Source organism: Marinimicrobium agarilyticum DSM 16975, from assembly GCF_000423345.1.
Classification (GTDB): domain Bacteria; phylum Pseudomonadota; class Gammaproteobacteria; order Pseudomonadales; family Cellvibrionaceae; genus Marinimicrobium; species Marinimicrobium agarilyticum.
Genome location: NZ_KE384008.1, coordinates 1 through 21,603 on the forward strand (window position 1 = coordinate 1; position 21,603 = coordinate 21,603).

Here is a 21,603-nt window from a genome sequence, read left to right on the forward strand (position 1 = left end):
GCGGCGTTGAGGCCGTAGAAAAACTCCAAAAATAAGGCACTTTTTGCTAAAATTCAGGCATCGTTTAAAGGATGCGACGCCATGCCAAACTTCAAGAAATACGACTACAGCCAGAGCGCCATGGTCGTCATCGATTTTGAGGAACAGTTGCAGCCGGGAACCTTCGAGTTCACGCTGCACAGGCTGATCGATGACCATATTGACCTGTCGGCATTCCACGAAAAGTACAAGAACGACGCTGGCGGCCGCTCGGCCTACGACCCAGCGATCCTCCTAAAGATCATTCTTTATGCCTACGCCAAAGGCATTACCTCCAGCCGTGAAATCCAGTGGCAGTGCGAACACAACATCATCTTCAAGGCCCTCTCCTGCGACTCGGTTCCCCACTTCACCAGTATCGCCAGCTTTGTCAGTAGCTACCCAGACGCCATTGAATCGGTATTTGAGCAAGTGCTTCTGGTCTGTGACCAACAGGGCTTGCTCGGCAATGAGTTGTTTGCCATTGATGGCTGCAAGATGTCCTCCAATGCCGCCAAAGAGCACTCCGGCACATTAGAAGAGTTGAGTCAGAAACGCGATAAAATCAAACGGAAGATCCGCTCGTGTCTCAAGGAGCACAGGAACCTTGACGGTCGCAAACCCACTGAGCGGGATCGCAAGCGTCAGTTGCAGAAGGCCTCGGATACCCTGAGTAAAGAATTTGATCGGATCGACCAGTTCCTAAAGACGGCAACCCCACGGATGGGGCAGGGTAAGCGACCCAAAGAGGTTAAAAGCAACATTACCGATAACGAGTCGGCGAAAATGACCACCAGCAAAGGCACCATCCAGGGTTATAACGGTGTCGCAACGGTGGATAAGAAACATCAGATTATCGTGGATGCCCAAGCCTTCGGTGAAGGCCAGGAGCACCATACGTTGAAGCCGGTGCTGACCAGTATCGAAAATCGTTACCGGAAAGTCGGCATTCACCCTGGCATTCTAAAGTCCGGCGTGATTGTTACAGCTGACACTGGTTTTTCCAACGGCGCCAATGACGCGTATCTAAAAGACGAAGGTATCAATGCCTACATTCCGGACAACCGGTTTCGGTCCAGGGACAAGATATTCGGTCATCAGAAAGAAAAGTATGGCAAGCGTCATCAAGATACCGTAAAAGGGATCAAGCCTGTCATTCCCTCCTCAGAGTTTACCTTTAACCTTAAAAGGAAGACGTGCAAGTGCCCTGAAGGAAAAAGGATGTGGCTCAAGCATGAGTACCGACAAGGGCCCGGTCGAATCCAGCTGCACTTCGAAGGAAAGCTAACCGACTGCCGCCGCTGTCCTCGCAAGAACGAATGCATGCGCAACCCATCCTCCGCCGATACCCGAGAGGGTCATGGTCGTCAGGTATCAAAAACCTTCTCAATACACGCCAATGCAACAGATTGGATGAAGTGTCGAGTGGATAGCAAGCAAGGCAAAGCGATTTACGGTCACCGCATGTCGGTGGTGGAGCCGGTATTCGGCAATATCGGTACCAATAAAGGTCTCAATCGATTCTCCTTGCGAGGAAAGCACAAGGTGCAAGGCCAATGGCAGTTGTACTGTTTAGTGCATAACATCGAGAAGTTAGCCAATTATGGCGCTGTGGCGTGATCCACAGGCTTATCCACACTCGGATGGACTCAACTGTCTATAATGGATGATTATGTTAACCGAATCTGGTTAAATGTTAGCCAGACATAAATTGAGAAGGGGCGTAAAGGCGACGATTTCCGTAAATCGTTTTTCTACAGCCTCGTTATGTCTTCGGAGTAAATATGAAATATTTTCTAACCTTTCTTTTGTTTTTCTTCATGGCGTCGACTGCCGGCGCGGAGACGTTGTCAGAGAGTGAGATAATTAGCTTCATCGAAACGGTAGATTCATCCTTCAAAAATAGAGATCCCGAGGCGCTCGCTTCTTCCTTATCTGACAGCGCGAAGCTGAAAGGAACCACGACTGTGTCAGGAAGCCAATCGGAGTATTCTGCCAATAAAGAACAGTATGTTTCATCCGTAGTGGCGGCATGGAACAACTATAAAAATTATGAATACACTAAAGAGCAATCAACAATCACTAATATTTCAAAAAGCAGCGCGGTTGTTGACGAAGTGGTAGTCGAAACTTTTGAAATTGGTGGTGATAGTTATGAAGTCAGGAGTGAGAACAAGGTTTTTATAGAAAAAGACCAAAAGACACTAAAAGCTATCAAAATTATCACCAATTCAACTGTCACAAAGACATAACCAGCGACTGTGATCCTAGGGCAACCCCTGCAGACTAAAATTCTATGCTTCTTGCCATAGGCAATCATCCCGAACCATGGCATTAAGAATCGTCATCATCTTGCGCATGCAAGCGGTCAGCGCCACCTTTTTGTGTTTACCGGCGTTGACCAAAGATTGGTAGAACCGCTTCATCACCGGGTTGTGTTGAATGGCTGACATCATTGCCATGTAGAGCACAGTCCTGATCGGGGAGCGACCACCTCGAATTCGTCGTTTCCCTAGCATCGTCCCGCTGTCGCGATTGAGCGGCGCCAGAGCACAGAGGGCAGTCATCTGGTGATCCGGGAGAGCCCAGCTCCGGCAGTTCTTCCATCACTGATGCCGATGAGTCGCTCGTTGTTTCTGGCTTTAGCGTTGGTAGTTGTATTCATGGCCTACGCTTGCTAAATTCGGACTTGATACCGAGTGCGGTCGAGCCCGTTCTACTGTTCGAGTTAAAGTTGGAGTCAGCATGGCGCTCAGGCTGGTTAACGGGCTAGACACTGTCTGCGCGAGCGCAAGCATCGAGCGGTTATACTTAAAACCTGCAGAAAAAGGTTTCGGTCTCACTATATCGCTTGGGTAAAGCGGTGAAAATTAAGAGAACTTCCATAGCGAGCGAACGCTATATATTTCTTTTTCTTTCTAAGAATTGCTCAAGAGATAATAATATCCCGATTTATTGAGCGTCTTTCGAAAACTGTTCTTGGATATTCTGGAAAGGTAATATTTACAATCAACGGAGGATTTTCAGTGCTTAAATTTCTTTATTTTTTTATTTCTGTTGCTTTGTCTTCTCATGCTATGGCTTTCGAAATAGAACAAATTGAAAGTTTACATGAAAGTCAGATTGAATTCTTGGAGGGAAGGGTTCTGGAGCTGGATGCTTGTGTTAGATACTTCCGGTCTAGCAGTAGTGATGCAAAACTTGTTCCTATATGTTCGATATTTTCAAGGTTAAATACAGAAGAGGAAAAGGTTAATTCAGAGCGTAGGTGGAATGCTTTGAATCAAGCATATTCAAGCTACATAACGTTAGTCGAGGAAGGCAGTATATCAGCGGCGAAAGCTAAAATAATTGAAAGACAAAGGAATAGGATTGCAGATCTGCTTGATGCTTCTGCGGATAGAGTGGAGGAATTTTTAGAGCTGTATGAAAGGTATAAAAATTAAATGAATCATGTCTTTTGACCAGTCCGTTAAGGTGTTTAAAGTTCAGTGCATTGGGTGGATTATGCGTAAGTTTTTGATTTTTATTTTGCTGTGCCTGTCGTTACCTGTAAACGCAGATGTTATCCACGAAATGGATCGTGAGGGTGATCACTTTGTGTACGTTCCCGATGAAACGCCAAAACACATTCTCGTAATTTCCCACGGTATGCTGTCAAAGGGCGAGGCCGCTTCCGATGTTGCCAATAGATACATCTCTCGTTGGGTCAAATATGCTGAAAAATATGAATTGTTGTTGATTGCGCCTGTCTTCGATACGCCACGCTTTGGTAATCTGGGCGGAGGCTATGGCGGGTATAGAAACCTGTTTGGGAAATACATTGCTGCTGATGAATTCGTTAATAAACTTGTAAATCGTTATTCGGTTAGAACGACCTCAGGTAGTAAGCGGTTTTATTTGTATGGTCACTCTGCCGGAGGGCAGTTTGTGAATAGGTACGTTGTTACTCACCCAGACAACATAATACATGCTGTTGTCAGCGCTGCTGGTCGCTACAGTTATCCGACCAAATCCAGCAAATGGCCTTACGGAGCTGGCAACCTCTTTAAAGCTATAACGTGGAAAGACGGTAGTAGAAGTCGTGTTGCTATCACTAGATCTCTCAGAAACTATGCGTTAGCTGCTGGGAAAGTTTCAATCGTTATCGGAAGTGAAGACACGAAGAGGCAGCCTAAAAGACCTGCGCACAGCGGCAATACCCGCATAGAAATAGCGAACAGTTGGGCGCGGGAAATGAACCGTAACTCAAAACGTTACGGGCTTGAGGGGGCTGTCAATGTCAACGTCATAAAAGGAATTGGTCATAGCTCCTCAGCGCTAACCCCATATTGTGCGAATGTTTTATTTGGCGGTTAGGAGGTATGACAAGTTGCTGAATGGTTGGGCCGCTTTTACTCGGCGCGCTTAACATCCACCAGAATAACCTGAATGTTCTCGCTTTCGAAGTACTTGACCAGCGCCGGGTCGGCCTCGCTGTCGGTGATCAATACATCGACTTCGGTAAGCGGGCAAAGGATGAAGTTGCTGCGCTTGCCGAGCTTGGTACTGTCGGCGAGTACAATCAACTGGTCTGCCTGCTTTTTCAATTTTTGCTCGGTCTGAATCAGCAGCGGGTCGGACTCCATGACTCCGAACTTGCCGATGCCCGGCGTTCCCATAAACATCTTGCTGGCTTGGTAATACTGGATGGTGTCGTTTTCAAAGGCGCTGAGAATAATGCCCTGCTTTCGATACAGTTCACCGCCGGGCAATGTGATCTGGTTGTCGCTGGTTTCGGCCAGCTCTTGGGCCAGGACGAAAGAGTTGGTCAATACATTCAGGTGACGCTCGGAAAGGAACTCTCGCATCATATAGGTGGAGCTGCCACCGTTGATGATGACGAACTCACCGTCTTCGCAGAGCTTGACCGCTTCTTTGGCAATCAGGCGCTTGATGTCGGCCCGTTGTTCTTTGGCGGCGAGAAACGCCGTGCCGGACAGGTGCGGGCGGCGCGCCCGCTTTTCCGAACCGTGAAGGACTTCGGCCCCGCCGCGGATTTTCCGCAGCTGCTCGTGTTTGGACAGTTTGGTAATGTCCCGGCGGATGGTCGCCTCCGAGGCATTCAACTGGGTCGACAGGTCGTTCACGCTGGCGAACTGTTGTTCGTCGAGAATATCCAGAAGCAACTGGTGGCGTTGTTTTTCGAGCATAGGGGTCGGGTCGCTGTAAGTCCAATCATTGAACGTAAATTTGATCAAAATTTATCATACCGGGTCGGCCTTAGCAAGCAAAACCGGTCTTAAATAATCATATAAACGGTCAAATGATCGTACCGAAAGTGCAAAGGTCAGGGTTTTTCCGACCCCACTAAAGGCTTTTCCTGGCAAAAGCCAAGGGCTCTGCAAGTTGGGCGGTTTGGTTGGCAGACCGGGCAATGTCGATAAAGGATCCGGCGTTGAGGGAGGCACCACCAATCAGGCCACCGTCGACGCCTTCAAGGGCAAAGATGTCCGCACTGTTTTCCGCCTTGACGCTGCCACCGTACAGTACGTGGACGCTGGCCTCCGGTATCTGGTGCTTTCCCAACCACTCGAAAATGGCGCCGTGCACCGCTTCAATGTCTGAAGGGGAGGCGGTGCGTCCGGTACCGATGGCCCAAATGGGTTCGTAGGCGATCACTCCTGCGTGGAAGCCTTCGGGACCGCACAGCTCAAAGACCGCTTGTAGCTGTTGGGTAATCACCTGAGTGGTTTCGTTGTTATCCCGTTCGGTTTGGCTTTCTCCCACACAGAGCACCGGCGTCAATCCGGCGTGTTTGGCCAGCCGGAATTTACGGGCCACGTCCCCGTCCGTTTCTGCCAGCCGCGCGCGGCGCTCTGAATGCCCCACCAGAACATAGCGGCATTGCAGCTCCTTGAGCATGGCGGCACTGGTTTCCCCGGTATAGGCCCCGACACACTCGGAGCTGACGTCCTGCGCCCCGAGGGCGATCTGGGCCGGTAATATTTGACGCAAGCTCTGCAGGTAGGGAAAGGGCGGGCAAACGCCCAGAGTCACGTGGTGAACCGGTTGTTTTTCCAACTGATGCCGGGCCCGGGTGACCCAGCCGAGGTTATCGGCGAGGCTCCCGTTCATTTTCCAGTTGCCGAGAATCAGAGGTGTCTTGGAGGAGGTCTGCATCGCTTTTGCCTTTATTGTTCGTCGATCAGGAGGTAGTCGGCTTCCCGGGGCCCGTGTGCGCCGATCTGAATTTGCTGTTCGATATCCGCCGTGCGCGAGGGCCCGGTAATCCAGTTGACGGTGCGGGGAAGGGCGCCCCTGGCCTTCAGTCTTTGCCAGGCCTCCTCCTGATAGCCGACAATATCCCGCCGGGCGATCACCACGACCAGCCGCTCCACCAGGAATAAAAGACCGCTGGGGCATTCATCACTCAGGGACATGACGGTCCCGGTTTCGGCGATGCCGGTATGGGCCTGAACCACGCCCCAGCTTCCGGCCGCCGCCGGCGTTTCCGCTGTCGTGTTCAACCCACTCCAGTCCAGCGACCGGCCGATGATGGCCGGGGAGAGGTGAAAGTTGGCGTCGGTCGTCGCGTCCCGGACGTTATCTCGCAACCATTGAGTGACTTGCGTCATGCTCTCAAGCTCCGCGACCCGGGCACCATTGCGACCCGCTTCCGCCGTAAAAGTGGCTACCGGATCGGTCAGTCCCATTTCTGGCTGTACAGGAGCCCCCGTCTGCTGGTGGGAGAGCGCCTGGAAGGTCGCCTCGATGGTGTCGGCGTCATAGTGACCACCGGTGCTTCGTCCGATACGATCGAGAATTCGGCTACGGCTGTCAGTCATGATTCGTCCCCTTGTGCCGTTGCTGCCATTGCGACTGAAAACTGCCGTTGTCCGGCGCGGGGAAGTCCCTGTGTCGACTCCATCCTGACATCAGGGGCAAAGTCCGGAAGCGGGATTTCCGGCCTCGGATCATCGACACCAGTTTCAGACTGAAGTGGGTGAGTCGTCGATACAGCACCGGGTGACGGCTCAGCCGGCAGAATAATTTGACGGCCAGTGTGGATACACTGGCATGTTTGGCTTCGCGCTGTTCCCGGTCACGCAGCTTGCGCATCAGGCCGGGCAGGGGAATACGCACCGGACACACTGACTCACACCGGCCGCAAAAGGTACTGGCGTTCGGCAACTGGTTGTCCTGCTCCTCATGTCTGAGTAAAGGCGTCAGCACGGCGCCCATCGGGCCCGGGTAAACGCTGTTGTAGCTGTGCCCGCCCACAGCCTGATAGACCGGGCAGTGGTTCATGCAGGCGCCGCAGCGGATGCAGTGCAGCATTTCTTCGTACTCGCTACCCAGCAGCTCGGAGCGGCGGTTGTCGAGCAGTACGATATGAAACTGCTCCGGTCCGTCCTTGTCACGCTCCGAGCGTGCGCCGGTAAAAAAGGACGTGTACGTGGTAATGTCCTGTCCGGTGGCGCTGCGGCCCAGTACCCGCAAAATCGCACTGGCGTCTTCCCAGGTCGGGACGATTTTGTCGATGGAGGTGGTAATGATGTGGGTTCGCGGCAGCGTCGCGGTCAGGTCGCCATTACCTTCGTTGGTCACGATGGCGGCGGTCCCTGTTTCCGCGATCAGCATATTCGCGCCGGTGATGCCCACATCCGCTTGCAGGAAGCGATCGCGAATGACCGCTCGGGCCTCGTTCACAATATCCGCGACTTCGTCCAGGGCACGTTCGCCGAGCGCGTGATTGGCGCGGAACAGCGATTGTACCTGGGCCTTGGTCTTGTGCAGCGCCGGCGCCACGATATGGCTGGGCCGCTCGTGGGCCAATTGCAAGACGTACTCGCCCAGGTCGGTTTCCTGGGGTTCGACGCCCGCCGCTTCCAGCGCTTCGTTAAGGTCCACTTCCTCCCCCACCATGGACTTGCCCTTGGTGGCGGTCTTGGCGTTCTGTGCCTGGCAGAGTCCGATCACAATCTCACGCATCTGTTCCGGTGTTTCCGCCCAATGCACCTGGCCGCCGGCGTTTTGCACTTTTTTCTCGAAGTGAAGCAGATACAGGTCGAGGTGTTTCAGGGCGCGAACGCGCACCTGCCGCGCCTGATCGCGCAATTGTTCAAAATTGCCGATCCGCTCGATGGCCGCCTGGCGTTTGTACACAAAGCCCGAGCCCGCCTTTTCCAGCGCTTCTTGCAGGTGATTGTCTTCCAGCGCCGCGCGGGAGCGAATAATGAAATCCGGTTGGGGTTCCTGTGTCTGGACCTGACTCATGTCACTCTCCTTTTCCGCGGGTGGGAGAGGGCTCACCAATGGCTGGTGTCTGCAGTTCGCCGGCCAGGACCTCCGCAATATGACGCACCTGCACCCGGTCCGGGTTGTCCGGTTCCAGTCGTTGCAGCTTGCCTGCGATATTCAGCAGGCAGGAGAGGTCGCCCCCCAGCACCATGCTGGCACCCGACTGGCGAATGTTGTTCACTTTGTTGGTGACCATGCGGTTGGAGACATCGGAATACTTGACGCAAAAGGTGCCGCCGAAGCCGCAACAGACGTCGGTTTCTTCCATTTCGGTCACGTCGAGGTTGGCACAGCGTTTGAGCAGGGTTCTCGGTTGCTGCTTGATGCCCAGTTCCCGCAAGCCGGCGCAGCTGTCGTGATAGGTGACCGTTTCCGAGCTGAGGTCGATGCCGGCCCGCGTTGGGGCGTAATCCAACACTTCGGTCAGAAAAGTGGTCAGCTCGTAGACTTTTTCGCAAAAACGAACCACCGTCTCATGTCGCTCGTCCTGCGCAAACAGTTCCGGGTAGTGGGTTTTGATGGTACCGCCACAGGAGCCAGAAGGCAGAACAACGTAATCGTATTGCCCGAACTGCTGCACAATATTCCAGGCCAAGGCGCGGGTCTCCTCCGGCTGGCCATTATTGAAGGCCACCTGCCCGCAGCAGCTCTGTGGTGGAACGTGAACATCGCACCCGGCGCGTTCGAGCAGGGTGGCGGTGGCAAAGCCGATACTCGGGCGAATGAGATCGACCGGGCAGGTGACAAAAAGCCCGATCTGGTGCCTGCGTTTCGGAGAATTTTGGGGCGTCTCGGTCATGGGGCTCGGTCGCGTTGCGGAGAAACAAGGGAAATAAAAAAGTGCCGGCCTGAATGCGAGAGAGGGCCGGCACCAAAGGGGGCGTTACACAATGCCGGAGCGGCTGCCGCCAGTGTCCGGACGCGCTTTGGCGGCCTGCTGGCGGTAGCCTGAGGCACGGTATATCGCGAGGGAGTCGATGGCGGCGCCTTTGTTTTTCCGGGCCATGGCCAGGATGGGTGAGACATCCGTATTGAAGGCGGCCTTTAAGGTGTTGCTGGCCATGATGGCGTCGTTATCGGTCTGATAACGCTCCAGCGCTTCACGATCCACCAGCAATGCTTTGATGAACGAGCGCTGCACTTCGGTGGCCGAGTTGATCAGGCTTTCGATCGGGTCGGTCACATTGTGAGACTGGTCCAGCATATAAGCCGGGGCGAATCCCGGCTGTTTGCGGTACTCGGCATCCACCAGCTCATTGAAAATCAGAAATTGCTGGTAGGGGTGCAGCGAGCCGCTGTCCAGGTCGTCATCCCCGTATTTACTGTCGTTGAAATGGAAGCCGCCCAGTTTTTTGAACTGAATCAGGCGGGAGACAATCATCTCAATGTTGACGTTGGGGGCGTGGTGGCCCAAGTCCACGAGGGATTTACAGCGCTCACCGGTTTCCATGGCGGCGAGAATATTCGAGCCCCAGTCCTGAATGACGGTGGAGTAGAACGCTGGCTCAAACATCTTGTGTTCGATGTGCATTTCCCAGTCCTGCGGCAGGCCCTGGTAGATGGCCTTGGCACTGGCGAGGTAGCGCTCGAAGGCGCGCTGGAAATGTTGTTGGCCCGGGTGGTTGGAGCCATCGCCGACCCAGACGGTGAGCACTTTGGAGCCCAATTGCTTGCCCCACTCAATCACCTGAAGGTTGTGGGCCACTGCCTGCTCGCGCACGGCCGCGTCCGCGTGGCTCAGGCTGCCGTATTTGTAGGAGCGTTCCTGATCGGGTTGATCCTGAAAGGTGTTGGAATTCACGGAACTCCAACCCAGGCCGTATTGATCCGAGTGGGCTTTCAGTTCGCTGAAGTCGTCGACTTTGTCCCAGGGGAAGTGTGGGGAAATCTCACTGGTACAGCCGGACATCTGGTGGATGACTGCACAGTCCTCTACTTTTTCGAAGATATTGCGCGGCTCGCCCTCGCCCGGAAAACGCGCGAAACGCGTCCCACCGGTGCCCGTGCCCCAGGAGGGAACGGCGATATCGAATGCTTCCGCCTGGCGGGTCAGTGCCTGGATGTCCAGACCCCGGCGCTCGAGTTGCTCTCCCAGAGCGTCATAATCTTTCTGCAGGTCGGGGGTCAGTTGATCGTTCTTTTCGGCGACCAGCTCGGGGGAAATGGGGTATTTCATATTATCGTCCCGTTGTTTCCGGTGGTGATTATCTGAGCGCCCCGGGTTGATGCGGGGCGCTCTTCAATAGTATCAGTTATGTCCGCTATTTTAGCGGGTAAACGATGGCGCGTGGCCCGCGTCGACGTTGATAATATTCCCGGTGGACTTGGCGGACAGATCAGCGGCAAAGAAGTAGGTCGCCTCAGCGATGTCTTCCGGCAGAACAGAACGCTTGAGCATGCTGCGCTGACGATAGTGCTCTTCGAGCTCATCGTTGCTGATGTCGTAAGCGGCCGCACGCTCTTTGCGCCATTCGCCGTCCCAGATTTTCGAGCCGCGCAAAACGGCATCAGGGTTGACGACATTGCAGCGGATACCCAGCGGTGCGCCTTCCAGAGCAATACAACGTGCCAGTTGAATCTCTGCCGCCTTGGCGGTGCAGTAGGCGGAAGCGCCGGGAGAGGCTACCAGGCCGTTTTTGCTCACCACGAACACGACGGAACCGCCTGTGCCCTGACGCTTGAGCAGTTTGAAGCCTTCGCGTCCGACCAGAAAGTAGCCCGTGGCCAGAATGTCCATGTTTTTGTTCCACAGGTCGAGACCGGTTTCGTCCAGAGGCGCGGAACTGGCGATGCCGGCGTTGGACACCAGAATGTCGATGCCGCCGTATTCCCGTGCGACGCTCGCCATGGCGTCGGCCACCGTTTTCTCTTTGGTGACATCGCATTGAACCTGACGCACGACGTCTTTGCCAAAGGCGTTGGTCAGTTCACTGCAGGTATTTTCCAGGGCTTTGGTATCGATATCCGCTAACATCACGCAGGCGCCTTCACGCAGCATGCGGGCGGCAGTGGCCTTGCCGATGCCGCCGGCGCCGCCGGTGATAAATGCCACCCGGCCGGCGAGGGATTTGGGCTTGGGCATGCGCTGCAGCTTGGCTTCCTCAAGCAGCCAGTACTCAATATCAAACGCTTCCTGCTCGGGCAGGCCGACGTACTCACTGACGCCGCTGGCTTCGCGCATCACGTTGATGGCGTTGACGTAAAACTCACCGGCGATGCGCGCGGTGGCTTTGTCTTTGGCGAAGGTGACCATGCCCACGCCGGGGACCAGGTAGACCACGGCATTGGGGTCGCGCATGGCGGGGCTGTTGTCGCGCTTGCAGCGGTTGTAATACTCCGCATAACTCTGACGGTAGGCTTCCAGCTGCTTATCGAGACCTTCAGCGCAACGCGCCAGCTCGTTGTCGAGATTGTTGGCCGTGGGGTCGAAGTCCACCACCAGCGGGCGGATCTTGGTCCGCAGGAAGTGGTCGGGGCAGGAGGTGCCGAGCGCGGCCAGTGGTTCCAGCTCCGCGGAGTTGACGAATTCGATCACGGTGTCCGAATCGTTGAAGTGGCCCACTTTGTATTGTTCGTTGGTAATCTTGCCGCGAATCAACGGCATCAGTTGGCTGGCCACGGTCTGGCGTTGGTCGGCCTTCAGGGGTTCCCGGTACTTGGCGCCACCAAAAGCGTCGCTCTTGTTGTTGGCTTGCAGCCAGTCCTGCGCTCTCTGAATAATGTCCAGAGTGGCGAGGTAGCACTCTTTGGCGCTCTCGCCCCAAGTGAAAATACCGTGGCCTTCGAGCATGATGCCCTTGAGGTCCTGGTTGCCGCGCGCCACTTCTTCGAGTTTCAGTCCCAGGTCATAACCCGGGCGCTGCCAGGGCAGCCAACCCATCTGGCCTTCGAAAATCACTTCCGTCAGTTCTTTGCTGTTTTTGGTGCAGGCAATGGCAATGGCGGCATCCGGGTGCATGTGGTCGACATGCTTATGGGGAATGTAGGCGTGTAGCGGCGTATCGATGCTGGCGGCCTTCGGGTTGAGGTTGAAGGTGCAGTGGGGGAGGTAGCCCACCATTTCGTCTTCGTGCTCAAGGCCGCGGTACAGAGACTTCAACTGCTGCAGTTTTTCCATATAAAGGGTGGAGAAACCGTCCAGCTCGATGGAGCCCAGGTCACCGCCGGAGCCCTTGACCCACAACACCTCTGCATTACCGCCGGTTAGCGGGTCGGTCATGTTGATCTTGGCGGAGGTGTTACCGCCCCCGAAGTTGGTAATGCGCAAATCGGAGCCGAGCAGATTTGATCGGTATTTCAACAATTCCGGCTCGCTCATGCTGGCGGCCTTCTGGTCGTCCCAGAGATTCTGCAGTTTGTTGGAGGACATAATCATTCGCTCTTTATTTATCGGTGAACGGTGTATGGCGTCATGAGATCGCCTTTTTGATTGACAATGATTGTAAGTGATTAAAAATGGGTGGTCAAGAATGTATTTTGTGTTGTTGCTGGTTTTTTGAGGTTGTTAAAAACCAGAATTAACGTTATCGTTCATTAATAATCAAATGTGTGCATATTGAAGACATTGTTCCGGCGCTCCCGGAGCCATTTCATTAGGCGAGAATAAGATGACACATAATAATGAGTTCGAACGCTCCCCCGTAAAGCCCGAACGCCTGGAACCCGCCCGTCACTTTGCCGCGAGCTACTCGGGCGAGCATGTGGCCGGAACCGAGTTTGTCATTGGTGCCCTGTTTGTGGCGTGGGGCGTGGGCGTGCAGGACATACTCTGGGGCTTGCTGTGGGGGAATCTGCTGGCTGTGCTGACCTGGGGCCTGGTCTGCGCGCCCATCGCCGTCAGCACCCGCCTGACTCTTTATGCCTACCTGGAGCGAATTGGCGGCAAAGGCATCATCAATCTTTATAGCATTGTCAACGGCGTCCTCTTCTGCGTTCTGGCTGGCACCATGATCACGGTGTCGGCCTCCGCCGCGCGCATCCTGTTTGATATTCCCCCTCAGGTTGATTGGTATCCCACCAGTGCCGGTTTTGTGGTGGTGGCTTTACTGGTCGGGGCTCTGGTGACGGTGATCGCCGCCAAGGGGTTTCGCCGCGTGGCGATATTTTCCCAGGTGTGTGCTCCCTGGATGATTCTTATGTTCCTCGTCGGCGCGATGACCATGTTTTCCGTGCTCAGCGCGCAGACGCCCGAAATTCCCGGGCAAAGTGTCGCCGAGCGACTGCTGAGTATTGCCGACGCCCAGATATGGCGAGGTGATGAAGGCGGTCTGGGCCTTTGGCATGTCGCCGCTTTCGCCTGGGTCGCCAACCTCGCCATGCACGGCGGGCTCTCGGATATGACATTGTTGCGCTACGCTCGACGCTCCTCCTACGGTTTTCTGTCGGTGCTGGGGATGTTCATTGGTCACTATGCGGCGTGGTTGTGTGCGGGCGTCATGGGGGCGGGTGCGGCTTTTATGCTCAAAGTCTCGATTCAGGAGTTGGATGCCGGGGCCGTGGCCTATCAGGCACTGGGAGCCACCGGCATACTGGTGGTGATCATCGCCGGTTGGACCACGTCCAATCCGACCATCTACCGCGCCGGGCTGGCGTTTCAGTCGCTGTATCCCCGCTGGAATCGCACGGCGGTGACGGCGGTAACTGGCCTGGTCACCACGATTATTGCCTGCTTTCCGTTTGTATTTACTCAACTGATGAGTTTTGTCGGGTTGATGGGGTTGATTCTCGCCCCGATCGGGGCCGTGATCGTGACGGAGCACTGGTTGTTCCCGCGTCTGGGGCTGACCCGCTACTGGAATCACTACCGGGGCGGCTACCTGAACTGGCCCGCCTGTCTGGCCTGGGGGCTCTCCCTGTTGGCGGCCTGGGGCTTTAACAGCCTGGGGTTGCATCTGTTCTTTCTGTTGTTGCCTACGTGGGTCATCGCCACGTTGATCTATGCGGGCCTGGCGGCGCTCTGTGGTGCTCGAGAGCCGTATACCGAAGAGTCGGCACTGTATGAAAAACGTGAAACCGAACGGCGGGAACAGGAACGCCATTACCTTGAGCAACTCCGGAATGTCAAAGCATCGGGTTCACACAGCGGTAGCTCCCTGACGCAGACGATTTCGATCAGTGTGGCCGTGCTGTCCTTGTTGTGGTGTTTGGCCCTCGGGGTACAGGCGCTTCGTACGGGCAGTATTGACGTGGTTAAAGACTGGCTGCTGTTTCCCACGGTACTCTATATGGTAACGGCGACGCTCTGGTCGCTGTTGAAGGAAAGGCAGGGAAGTGCCCTTCGAGAGGCCACTTTTTCGCAGGATGCACGCAAGCAATGATTGAGTACGAGTGACCGGGCCACTCGTGGTTAGTAATGATCTGATTATCTGAGGTTAAGTGAGCAGAATGGATTACGTTGTCGTACTGGATATCGGGAAAACAAATATTAAGGTTCATGTGCTGGATAAGCACATGGACAGTGTCTTTGAGCAGTCAAAGCCAAACACGGTGATGGACGGCGAGCCGTACCCGCACTTTGATGTGGACGCGATCTGGGCGTGGTTTCTCACGGTCCTGCAGGAGGTGGCCGGACAATTTCCGGTGAATGCCATCAGCGTCACCACTCACGGTGCCACGGCGGCTCTGGTCGACCGATCGAGCCCCGGGAACGGCCTGGTGCTTCCGGTTCTGGATTATGAGTTTTCGGGGCCGGGCAGTCTGAGCGATGACTACGCCGAGGTTCGCCCGCCGTTTAACGAGACGCGTTCACCCTCGCTGCCTTCGGGGATGAACCTGGGGCGGCAGCTGTATTGGCAACAGGTGTGTTTCCCCGAGGCTTTCAAGCGGGCGACGGATATTCTTCTTTACCCCCAGTATTGGGTATGGCGGCTGACGGGCATCTGCTGCTCGGAAGTGACTTCTCTGGGCTGTCATACCGACCTATGGGCGCCGGAAAAAGGGGACTTCTCCGGGCTGGTGGATCAAATGCAGTGGCGATCCTTGTTTCCGGAAATAAGACCGGCGGATAGTGTCGCCGGGGCCATCACCGAGGAGGTCAGCAAGAAGACGGGGTTGCCTGAGCGGTGCCCGGTAACGGTCGGTATTCACGACAGCAATGCCAGCTACCTCCGGTACGTCAAAGCCAGCAAGGGCGAACCTTTTGCCGTTATCTCCACCGGCACCTGGGCGATTACGATGGCCAACGGCGGTCCGAAAGCCGGTCTTGATGAATCCCGGGATATGCTGATGAACGTCGACTTTCGTCGCGAACCGGTTGCCTGTGCCCGGTTTATGGCGGGGCGGGAATACGAAAGTATTTGCCACAAGATGGGGTCTTTCCCCGCTGAGCCGTTCAGCATTCGGGATGTTGAAGTGATTCTTGAAACAGACGCTCATGCCTTGCCGGCGTTCTGCGAGAGTTCAGGGCCGTTCTCCGGGAAAACCGGATCGCTTCACGCCGACGTCAACCGCATTAATGGGGCCGCCTTGGCATCAGTGTACTGTGCTTTGATGCTGGATCTGGAACTGGATTTACTCAAAGCGAATGGAGATATTTTCCTCGAAGGCGCGTTCCTGAAAAATGCGTTCCTTTGCCAACTGTTGGCCACCTTGCGGGGGGAGCAGCGCCTGTTTCTCTCCAATGATTCAACCGGAACCGTGAAGGGCGCGGCTGCTTTGGCCGACCCGGAGGCGCCCATAGAAGAGAAGAGAGCGCTGTGTGAACCCCTGCAGCTTCCCGAGCTCCCATCCTATCGCGAGCGGTGGCGGCAACGATGCCAGTCCTTGTAGACGACGCCCGGGTTTCCGGGTTTTTTATGTACTCGATCACTCACTCTTAACCAGAAAAACGCCGATAGACAACGAGGTATAAAGATCATGCGAATCCCGCCAAAGAAAACTGCGAGTAAAGTGATAAAACGCAAAGCATCTGGAGCGTTGGTCTGCGGTTTGTCGCTTGCAGTGGCAGCCTGCAGCACAGGCCCAGAACCGGCGGGAGACCAGGCCCGTCAAGGTGGAAATGGCCGGGACGCTCGACAACTGGAGCAACTGGATCGGGGGCTGATTGCGGTTCCCGCCGAGGAGGGCGTTCTGGTCTCCTGGCGGAAGCTACAGGGCGACCCGGAGCATTTGTCGCTTTCCCTTTATCGCAACGGCAAGGAACTCACTGAGCAGCCTGTTTCGCAGACAACCAATTTTCTGGACCTGAAAGGGGGTTCTGGCGCCGAGTATGAACTGCGCTCAGGGGGGCAGGTGGTGGCGAGCGTCAGTGCCTGGGAGAATCCCTATCTGAGCCTGCCCATTGACCAGCCGGAAGGGGGAATCACGCCCGATGGAGAGCGTTACTCTTACACGGCAAACGACGCGAGCGTCGGGGACCTGAACGGTGACGGACGTTACGAAATTATCCTGAAGTGGGATCCCACCAACGCCAAAGACAATTCTCAGAGCGGCTACACTGGCAACGCTTTGATCGATGCGTACACCCTGGAAGGGGAGCGACTGTGGCGCATAGATCTGGGCCCCAATATCCGAGCGGGGGCTCACTATACCCAGTTTATGGTATACGACTTTGACGGTGATGGTCGCTCGGAAATCGCCATGAAAACGGCAGACGGTACCGTCGACGGCCAGGGCTCGGTCATTGGAGATCCCGATGCAGACTGGGTGTCCGATGGGGGGAAACAGGAGGTTCGAGATCGCACCGGCTCCGAGGTGACTCCGGATGGTCGGTATATGGCCCATCTCAAGGGCCGCATCCTGAGTGGGCCGGAATACTTCTCGGTCTTTGAGGGCGCCACCGGCCGCGAGCTGGATACCGTTGCCTATATTCCGCAGAGAGCCCCCGGGAATGACAATCCCAGCCCCGAGGAAATGAAACGACTGTGGGGGGATGGTTATGGCAACCGCTCTGAGCGTTACCTCGCGGGTGTCGCCTATCTGGATGGCGAACAGCCCAGCGTGGTTATGGCACGGGGCTACTATGAGCGCAGCGTGATCGCCGCGTACGACTTCAGGGACGGCTCGATTTCCACTCGCTGGGTCTTCGACTCATCCGCCGAGGGTGTACCGGAGAACTTCGCAGGGCAGGGCAACCACCAACTGTCGGTCGCAGATATTGACCGTGACGGCAAGGATGAAATTGTCTACGGCGCCATGGCGCTCGATAATGACGGTTCGCCCAAATGGACCACAGCCTTGGGCCATGGCGACGCCATGCATGTGTCGGATCTGGATCCTACTCGACCCGGATTGGAACTCTTTGGTGTTTATGAGTCGGTTCGCAGCAACGGCGGCATTGGTTCCGCCCTGATCGACGTGGAGGACGGCACTGTGCTGTGGAGCATGAGCGCGGAAAAGGACAACGGCCGGGGCTTGGCCGCCGATATCGACCCGCGGCATCCGGGAGCGGAAGTCTGGGCCTTGAATGCACCAGAGTTATTCAATATAAAAGGCGAACCGGTGTCTCCCCAAAGGCCAGCGCATGTCAACTTCGCCATCTGGTGGGACGGCGATCCGCTCCGGGAGCTATTGGACGGTACTACCATCTACAAGTGGGACTGGAATGTCGGGTCTGCAGAACCGATTCTGGAGACAGAGGGTACCCGGTCCAACAATGGCACCAAAGCGAATCCCGCACTTTCGGCCGATATTCTCGGGGACTGGCGCGAAGAAGTGATTTTCCGGACCGAGGATAACCAGGCCCTGCGGATCTACTCCACAAATATTGTCAGCGATATGAGCCTGACAACCCTGATGCACAATGCGCAGTACCGCCTGTCGGTGGCCTGGCAGAATACCTCCTACAATCAGCCTCCGCACCCGGATTACTACCTGGGTGATGGAATGGACAAGCAGGAACGATAACTTCTGACAGTGGCTCATTCAAAGTAAGTTCATTAAAGGCCGGCTCCGATGGAACCGGCCTTTTTTGTTGGCACGGACAAGGTTGGTTGGGAGGGTATGTAGGTTTTGAGAAGACGGAGGGACCGGAGGCTGTAGAGTCTGGGTGCGAGCACAAAAAAAGGCACCTTTCGGTGCCTTTTCTGGTTTGCGAACGCTATAGAAGGTTTACATTCTATAGGTAAAGCCCGCTGAGAACATACGGCCAGACCACTGTAGATCGTTGGTTCGCCCTACGCCTGACGTTTCCAGCTTGACCTCTTTACCCAAGTTGCGAGCATCCACGTAGAATTTCAGGTTGTCGTCATAGGTATAAGTGATCTTGCCGTCTATATAGCCGCTGGCGTCAACAAAAACCGGTAGACCGTCAACCACCCGTGAGAAGTACTCGTCACGGTAATTGTAGGCCAGCTTGAGGCTCCAGGTGTCGTCCTCATAGAAGGCCTCCAGGTTATAGGAGTTCTCAGACTGACCACGAAGCGGCATCTGTTCGCCAGTCAGCGGGTTGAAGTCATCGACGTTATCGGCGGTAATGTAGGTGTAGTTCGCTTTTGCACCAGTGTTGTTGAACGGTGCCGGCAAGAAGTCAAAGAAAGTGGAGGCCTGGAATTCGAAGCCCTTGGTGGTGATGCCTTCTTTGTTCACCTGCTGACGAACATCCCACAGGGTACCATCATTGAAGAAGTCGACGTCGTCCTGGTATTCCGCGTCAAAGATGTAGCTGGTGATGTCCTTGACAAAGTAAGCACCGGAAATAATGGAGGCGTCATTCGGGTACCATGTCAGCGCCACTTCACCTTGGGTCGCTCGGTACGGATCCAGGTCCGGGTTGCCAGCTGTACAAGTATTGGCGAGCATCTGGTCTCGGGCAAGCGGGTAATCGCGCAAGGTACAGTCGGCGTTGATATTTAGATCATTGATCTGTGGACGGGCCATTACCTTCGCCACGCCTACATAGGCCTCGAGACCTTCAATCATTTCCAGAGTCAGGTTCAAGCTTGGAAGAACGTCAACAAAATCTTCTTCAACGGTTTGGCGACCTTCGAATGCCCGCGGATCGTCTGGGTCCTCAACGCCCGCCAGGTCCTCGCCGTTGGGACCGTAAATCGGATCGCCATTCTCGTCGGTTTGCTCAACAAGCACGCGGATGCGGGTAAAGCCTTCCGAGGCGGTTTCAGTGCGCGCGACGCGAACACCAAAGTTGCCACGCAGCGCCATGCTACCGATATCCGTTTCAAAGTCGGCCTGCACATAGGCAGACTGAGTCTGGACATTAATATCATAGCGGCTATCAATCGGTTGCAGATTGCCGCGAGCGGCTTCGGCGGAACTGAAGCCACTGCGCTCAAGCAGAGCCGCCAAGTAGGGCTCGGTATCGACGGCCATATAGCTTTCGATAATGTCTACGCCGGGGTTGTAATCCTTGAAGAACTGATCGGTGGCGAACCGGTTGCCGATCAATACGGCTTCGTGATCGTCCTGAGTCCAGATTCTGGTTTCCCCATCAACGGTATAGGGGTTACCAACGGTTTGCATCAGGTTGTAGCCCCACGCGTTGTTCGCAAACTTCTGGTCGGTGGCAATAAAACCGGTGCGGTAGGCGGTAAAGAATGAATTCTCGCGGCTGTAGGTCACATCCAGCTTCGCGATGTTCTCGGACGCCTCGCTCTGGGAGGGTGCGTATTTGAAACGATCCAGTGATGTGTATTGCGTACCATCGTTGTAGTTGAAGGTCTCGAACGTGTCGTTTGGATCACTCTGATTGATAATATAAGCATCGGTAAAATCAATTTCCGGCAGGTTATTGACCTGGGTCACTACAATACCGCCGACGTTGTTCTGCGCGGTCTGGGTGTCACGAGAGTCAATATCCTCAAAGGTCGTTGAACGCGCAATATAGCCATCAATAACCAGGTTTTCATTGACGTAGTCAAAGCCCGCCCGCATGACTTTGCGCTCTTGGTCCCAGTCAAAGTTCAGCGTCCGGTTTCTGATGGTGGCGCCAATCGGTGTGCCTGCGTCATTGTATCCGTTGGTGACGAGCTTAACGACGTTTTTGTTCTCATCGACTACGGCACTGTCTACATCAAAGGCTGAGCCCACTTCGACCTGGAAGTTCCGGTCGGTGGCGACTTTATGCCGGCTACTGTCAGTGTAGGATAGATCGAAAGAGAGCTTGTCAGTGACTGCATACTGCATTTCCACGTTGGCCGACAAGCGATCCTCTTCTCGACCCCAAATGCTGTAACGAGGCGTGCTTGGACTGTACTCGTTCCACTGAAGGAGGCAAGTCTCTTGCTCAGCGGAATCAAGTACGGGGCTTCCATCTTCATTTAATTTTCCGCAGTCGGCTCTAGTCGCAAATTCTGGGCCTGAATACAGTTGGTCAATTGACGTTTTCTGGTCGGAATCATCAACGTCACGATATTTCTGCCAGTTGGTGTTCCGCAGACCGTGAAGCATGGTGTGGGCATCGGAGCCGGTAATATTCACCAGAAAGCCGAGTCGGTCGGAGAACTTATAAACGCCGGTCAAGTTGTACTTGGGCGATACTTCATCAATCATGGAGTTGTACTGAGCTTCACCATTGATGGACAGGAAATTTTCATCGAATTCATTGGGCTTGCGGGTGTTGATCTGGATGGTGCCGCCCACGCCACCTTCGGTGAGTCGTGCCTCGGAACCTTTATAAACGTCGATGGACTTGACCAGTTCTGAGGCCATATCCCGGAAGTCGACGCTACGGCTACCGCCCATGCCCATGGCGGTCACACCATTCACTTCAACGCGTACCAGTCCGGATTCGACGCCTCGGACGCTGACAGAGGTACCTTCCCCCATATCGCGGTTAAGCTGAATCCCTGAAATGCGCTGCAATGCTTCGCCAATATTCTTGTCGGGGAATTCGGCGATATCTTCAGCAACCAGTGAGTCCATCATGGTGCCGGCTTCTCGTTTCCGGTCCAGGGCGCTGGTGTAGCTTTGACGAATGCCGCTGACCACGATCTCCTCGAGCGTGCTCGGACTGATGTCAGGACGCGCGTCTCCGGAGTCATCCAGCACTGATTGGGCCTGCTCTTCTTGTTCTTGCTCTTGCTCTTGCGCGTAGACATTGGTAGCTGCAAATGTGCCTACGGCGGCACCTGCCAGCACAATAGAAGCTATCCGTTTGGCCAAGGAGTCTTTTTTGAACAGTGGAGCCTGTGAGTCGATGCAGTCAATCTTATTAGACTGATTGTATTTATTCATTATGAAATCCCGCCTTAATTGTTAGTAAGTGGAAATTTTATTAAATAGTTACTTTTCTAACAGGGGCCATATTATAACCAAAAAAAGTCAAATTCAATAAAATATAGCCATAATTGAACGTGAAGTTTCGTCGGTAACAGTCCGTAACAATCAGTGGTGATCGGTAACAGTCGG

The 21,603-nt window shown here is 54.8% G+C and carries 16 protein-coding genes and 1 pseudogene; 7 read left to right on the forward strand and 10 right to left on the reverse strand.

The annotated features are described in order from the left end of the window. Positions 1-81 precede the first annotated feature (81 nt). Positions 82-1,638 (forward strand): IS1182 family transposase, encoded by a 1,557-nt coding sequence (locus G547_RS0115970; protein ID WP_027328092.1) that lies wholly within the window; start codon positions 82-84, stop codon positions 1,636-1,638. 164 nt (positions 1,639-1,802) lie between these two features. Then, positions 1,803-2,270 (forward strand): hypothetical protein, encoded by a 468-nt coding sequence (locus G547_RS0115975; protein ID WP_027330699.1) that lies wholly within the window; start codon positions 1,803-1,805, stop codon positions 2,268-2,270. Positions 2,271-2,312: 42 nt separating this feature from the next. Here G547_RS0115975 and G547_RS23880 read toward each other — a convergent pair whose 3' ends face one another. Both G547_RS23880 and G547_RS24005 read right to left on the reverse strand, forming a co-directional pair. Continuing rightward, positions 2,313-2,480, reverse strand: a complete 168-nt coding sequence (locus tag G547_RS23880; RefSeq protein ID WP_245573523.1) for a hypothetical protein — start codon at positions 2,478-2,480, stop codon at positions 2,313-2,315. Between the two features lie 6 nt (positions 2,481-2,486). Next, positions 2,487-2,585: pseudogene (locus G547_RS24005) on the reverse strand (IS110 family transposase); the annotation flags it as partial. Between the two features lie 459 nt (positions 2,586-3,044). Here G547_RS24005 and G547_RS0115985 point away from each other — a divergent pair. Next, positions 3,045-3,464 (forward strand): hypothetical protein, encoded by a 420-nt coding sequence (locus G547_RS0115985; protein ID WP_027330700.1) that lies wholly within the window; start codon positions 3,045-3,047, stop codon positions 3,462-3,464. 61 nt (positions 3,465-3,525) lie between these two features. Then, a complete protein-coding gene (locus G547_RS0115990; RefSeq protein ID WP_157209914.1) occupies positions 3,526-4,377 on the forward strand; it encodes an alpha/beta hydrolase family protein in 852 nt (283 codons plus the stop codon). 35 nt (positions 4,378-4,412) lie between these two features. Here the strand turns inward: G547_RS0115990 and G547_RS0115995 are convergent, their stop codons facing one another. The 7 genes from G547_RS0115995 to G547_RS0116025 all read right to left on the reverse strand — a co-directional run bounded on the left by G547_RS0115995 (position 4,413) and on the right by G547_RS0116025 (position 12,670). Further along, a complete protein-coding gene (locus tag G547_RS0115995) occupies positions 4,413-5,258 on the reverse strand; it encodes a DeoR/GlpR family DNA-binding transcription regulator (protein WP_245573499.1) in 846 nt (281 codons plus the stop codon). A 109-nt stretch (positions 5,259-5,367) separates the two neighbouring features. Further along, positions 5,368-6,180: a triose-phosphate isomerase gene (gene tpiA, locus G547_RS0116000; RefSeq protein ID WP_027330703.1), complete on the reverse strand. Its 813-nt coding sequence runs from the start codon at positions 6,178-6,180 to the stop codon at positions 5,368-5,370. An 11-nt stretch (positions 6,181-6,191) separates the two neighbouring features. Beyond that, positions 6,192-6,845: a LutC/YkgG family protein gene (locus tag G547_RS22825; protein WP_051235602.1), complete on the reverse strand. Its 654-nt coding sequence runs from the start codon at positions 6,843-6,845 to the stop codon at positions 6,192-6,194. After that, on the reverse strand, positions 6,838-8,277 hold the full coding sequence (locus tag G547_RS0116010) for a LutB/LldF family L-lactate oxidation iron-sulfur protein (protein ID WP_051235604.1): 1,440 nt from the start codon (positions 8,275-8,277) through the stop codon (positions 6,838-6,840). The genes G547_RS22825 and G547_RS0116010 overlap by 8 nt, the downstream gene beginning before the upstream one ends. Before the next feature lies 1 nt (position 8,278). Further along, a complete protein-coding gene (locus G547_RS0116015; RefSeq protein WP_027330705.1) occupies positions 8,279-9,100 on the reverse strand; it encodes a (Fe-S)-binding protein in 822 nt (273 codons plus the stop codon). A gap of 84 nt (positions 9,101-9,184) precedes the next feature. Beyond that, entirely contained in the window at positions 9,185-10,477 is a 1,293-nt protein-coding gene (rhaI, locus tag G547_RS0116020; RefSeq protein ID WP_027330706.1) for an L-rhamnose catabolism isomerase, read from the reverse strand. A gap of 90 nt (positions 10,478-10,567) precedes the next feature. Further along, positions 10,568-12,670 (reverse strand): bifunctional rhamnulose-1-phosphate aldolase/short-chain dehydrogenase, encoded by a 2,103-nt coding sequence (locus G547_RS0116025; RefSeq protein ID WP_027330707.1) that lies wholly within the window; start codon positions 12,668-12,670, stop codon positions 10,568-10,570. A 238-nt stretch (positions 12,671-12,908) separates the two neighbouring features. On the opposite strand from G547_RS0116025, the gene G547_RS0116030 reads away from it, so the two are divergent. The 3 genes from G547_RS0116030 (at position 12,909) to G547_RS0116040 (ending at position 18,144) form a co-directional block, all read left to right on the forward strand. Further along, entirely contained in the window at positions 12,909-14,618 is a 1,710-nt protein-coding gene (locus G547_RS0116030) for a purine-cytosine permease family protein (protein ID WP_027330708.1), read from the forward strand. A 67-nt stretch (positions 14,619-14,685) separates the two neighbouring features. Further along, on the forward strand, positions 14,686-16,068 hold the full coding sequence (locus tag G547_RS0116035) for an FGGY-family carbohydrate kinase (RefSeq protein ID WP_027330709.1): 1,383 nt from the start codon (positions 14,686-14,688) through the stop codon (positions 16,066-16,068). Positions 16,069-16,227: 159 nt separating this feature from the next. Beyond that, positions 16,228-18,144: a rhamnogalacturonan lyase gene (locus tag G547_RS0116040; RefSeq protein ID WP_281167783.1), complete on the forward strand. Its 1,917-nt coding sequence runs from the start codon at positions 16,228-16,230 to the stop codon at positions 18,142-18,144. Positions 18,145-18,348: 204 nt separating this feature from the next. On the opposite strand, the gene G547_RS0116045 is transcribed toward G547_RS0116040, so the two are convergent. Beyond that, positions 18,349-21,429 carry a TonB-dependent receptor gene (locus G547_RS0116045; protein ID WP_027330711.1) on the reverse strand — a complete coding sequence of 1,027 codons (3,081 nt, stop codon included), beginning with the start codon at positions 21,427-21,429 and terminating at the stop codon, positions 18,349-18,351. Positions 21,430-21,603 lie beyond the last annotated feature (174 nt).

What these genes read in the sequence shown, in the direction of transcription:
- G547_RS23880 (WP_245573523.1), bottom strand. Translation starts at nt 2,480, where the DNA reads ATGGCAATGATGTCAGCCATTCAACACAACCCGGTGATGAAGCGGTTC.
- G547_RS0116025 (WP_027330707.1), bottom strand. Translation starts at nt 12,670, where the DNA reads ATGTCCTCCAACAAACTGCAGAATCTCTGGGACGACCAGAAGGCCGCC.
- G547_RS0116010 (WP_051235604.1), bottom strand. Translation starts at nt 8,277, where the DNA reads ATGAGTCAGGTCCAGACACAGGAACCCCAACCGGATTTCATTATTCGC.
- G547_RS0115970 (WP_027328092.1), top strand. Translation starts at nt 82, where the DNA reads ATGCCAAACTTCAAGAAATACGACTACAGCCAGAGCGCCATGGTCGTC.
- rhaI (WP_027330706.1), bottom strand. Translation starts at nt 10,477, where the DNA reads ATGAAATACCCCATTTCCCCCGAGCTGGTCGCCGAAAAGAACGATCAA.
- G547_RS0115990 (WP_157209914.1), top strand. Translation starts at nt 3,526, where the DNA reads ATGCGTAAGTTTTTGATTTTTATTTTGCTGTGCCTGTCGTTACCTGTA.
- G547_RS22825 (WP_051235602.1), bottom strand. Translation starts at nt 6,845, where the DNA reads ATGACTGACAGCCGTAGCCGAATTCTCGATCGTATCGGACGAAGCACC.
- G547_RS0116015 (WP_027330705.1), bottom strand. Translation starts at nt 9,100, where the DNA reads ATGACCGAGACGCCCCAAAATTCTCCGAAACGCAGGCACCAGATCGGG.
- G547_RS0116045 (WP_027330711.1), bottom strand. Translation starts at nt 21,429, where the DNA reads ATGAATAAATACAATCAGTCTAATAAGATTGACTGCATCGACTCACAG.
- G547_RS0116030 (WP_027330708.1), top strand. Translation starts at nt 12,909, where the DNA reads ATGACACATAATAATGAGTTCGAACGCTCCCCCGTAAAGCCCGAACGC.
- tpiA (WP_027330703.1), bottom strand. Translation starts at nt 6,180, where the DNA reads ATGCAGACCTCCTCCAAGACACCTCTGATTCTCGGCAACTGGAAAATG.
- G547_RS0115975 (WP_027330699.1), top strand. Translation starts at nt 1,803, where the DNA reads ATGAAATATTTTCTAACCTTTCTTTTGTTTTTCTTCATGGCGTCGACT.
- G547_RS0116035 (WP_027330709.1), top strand. Translation starts at nt 14,686, where the DNA reads ATGGATTACGTTGTCGTACTGGATATCGGGAAAACAAATATTAAGGTT.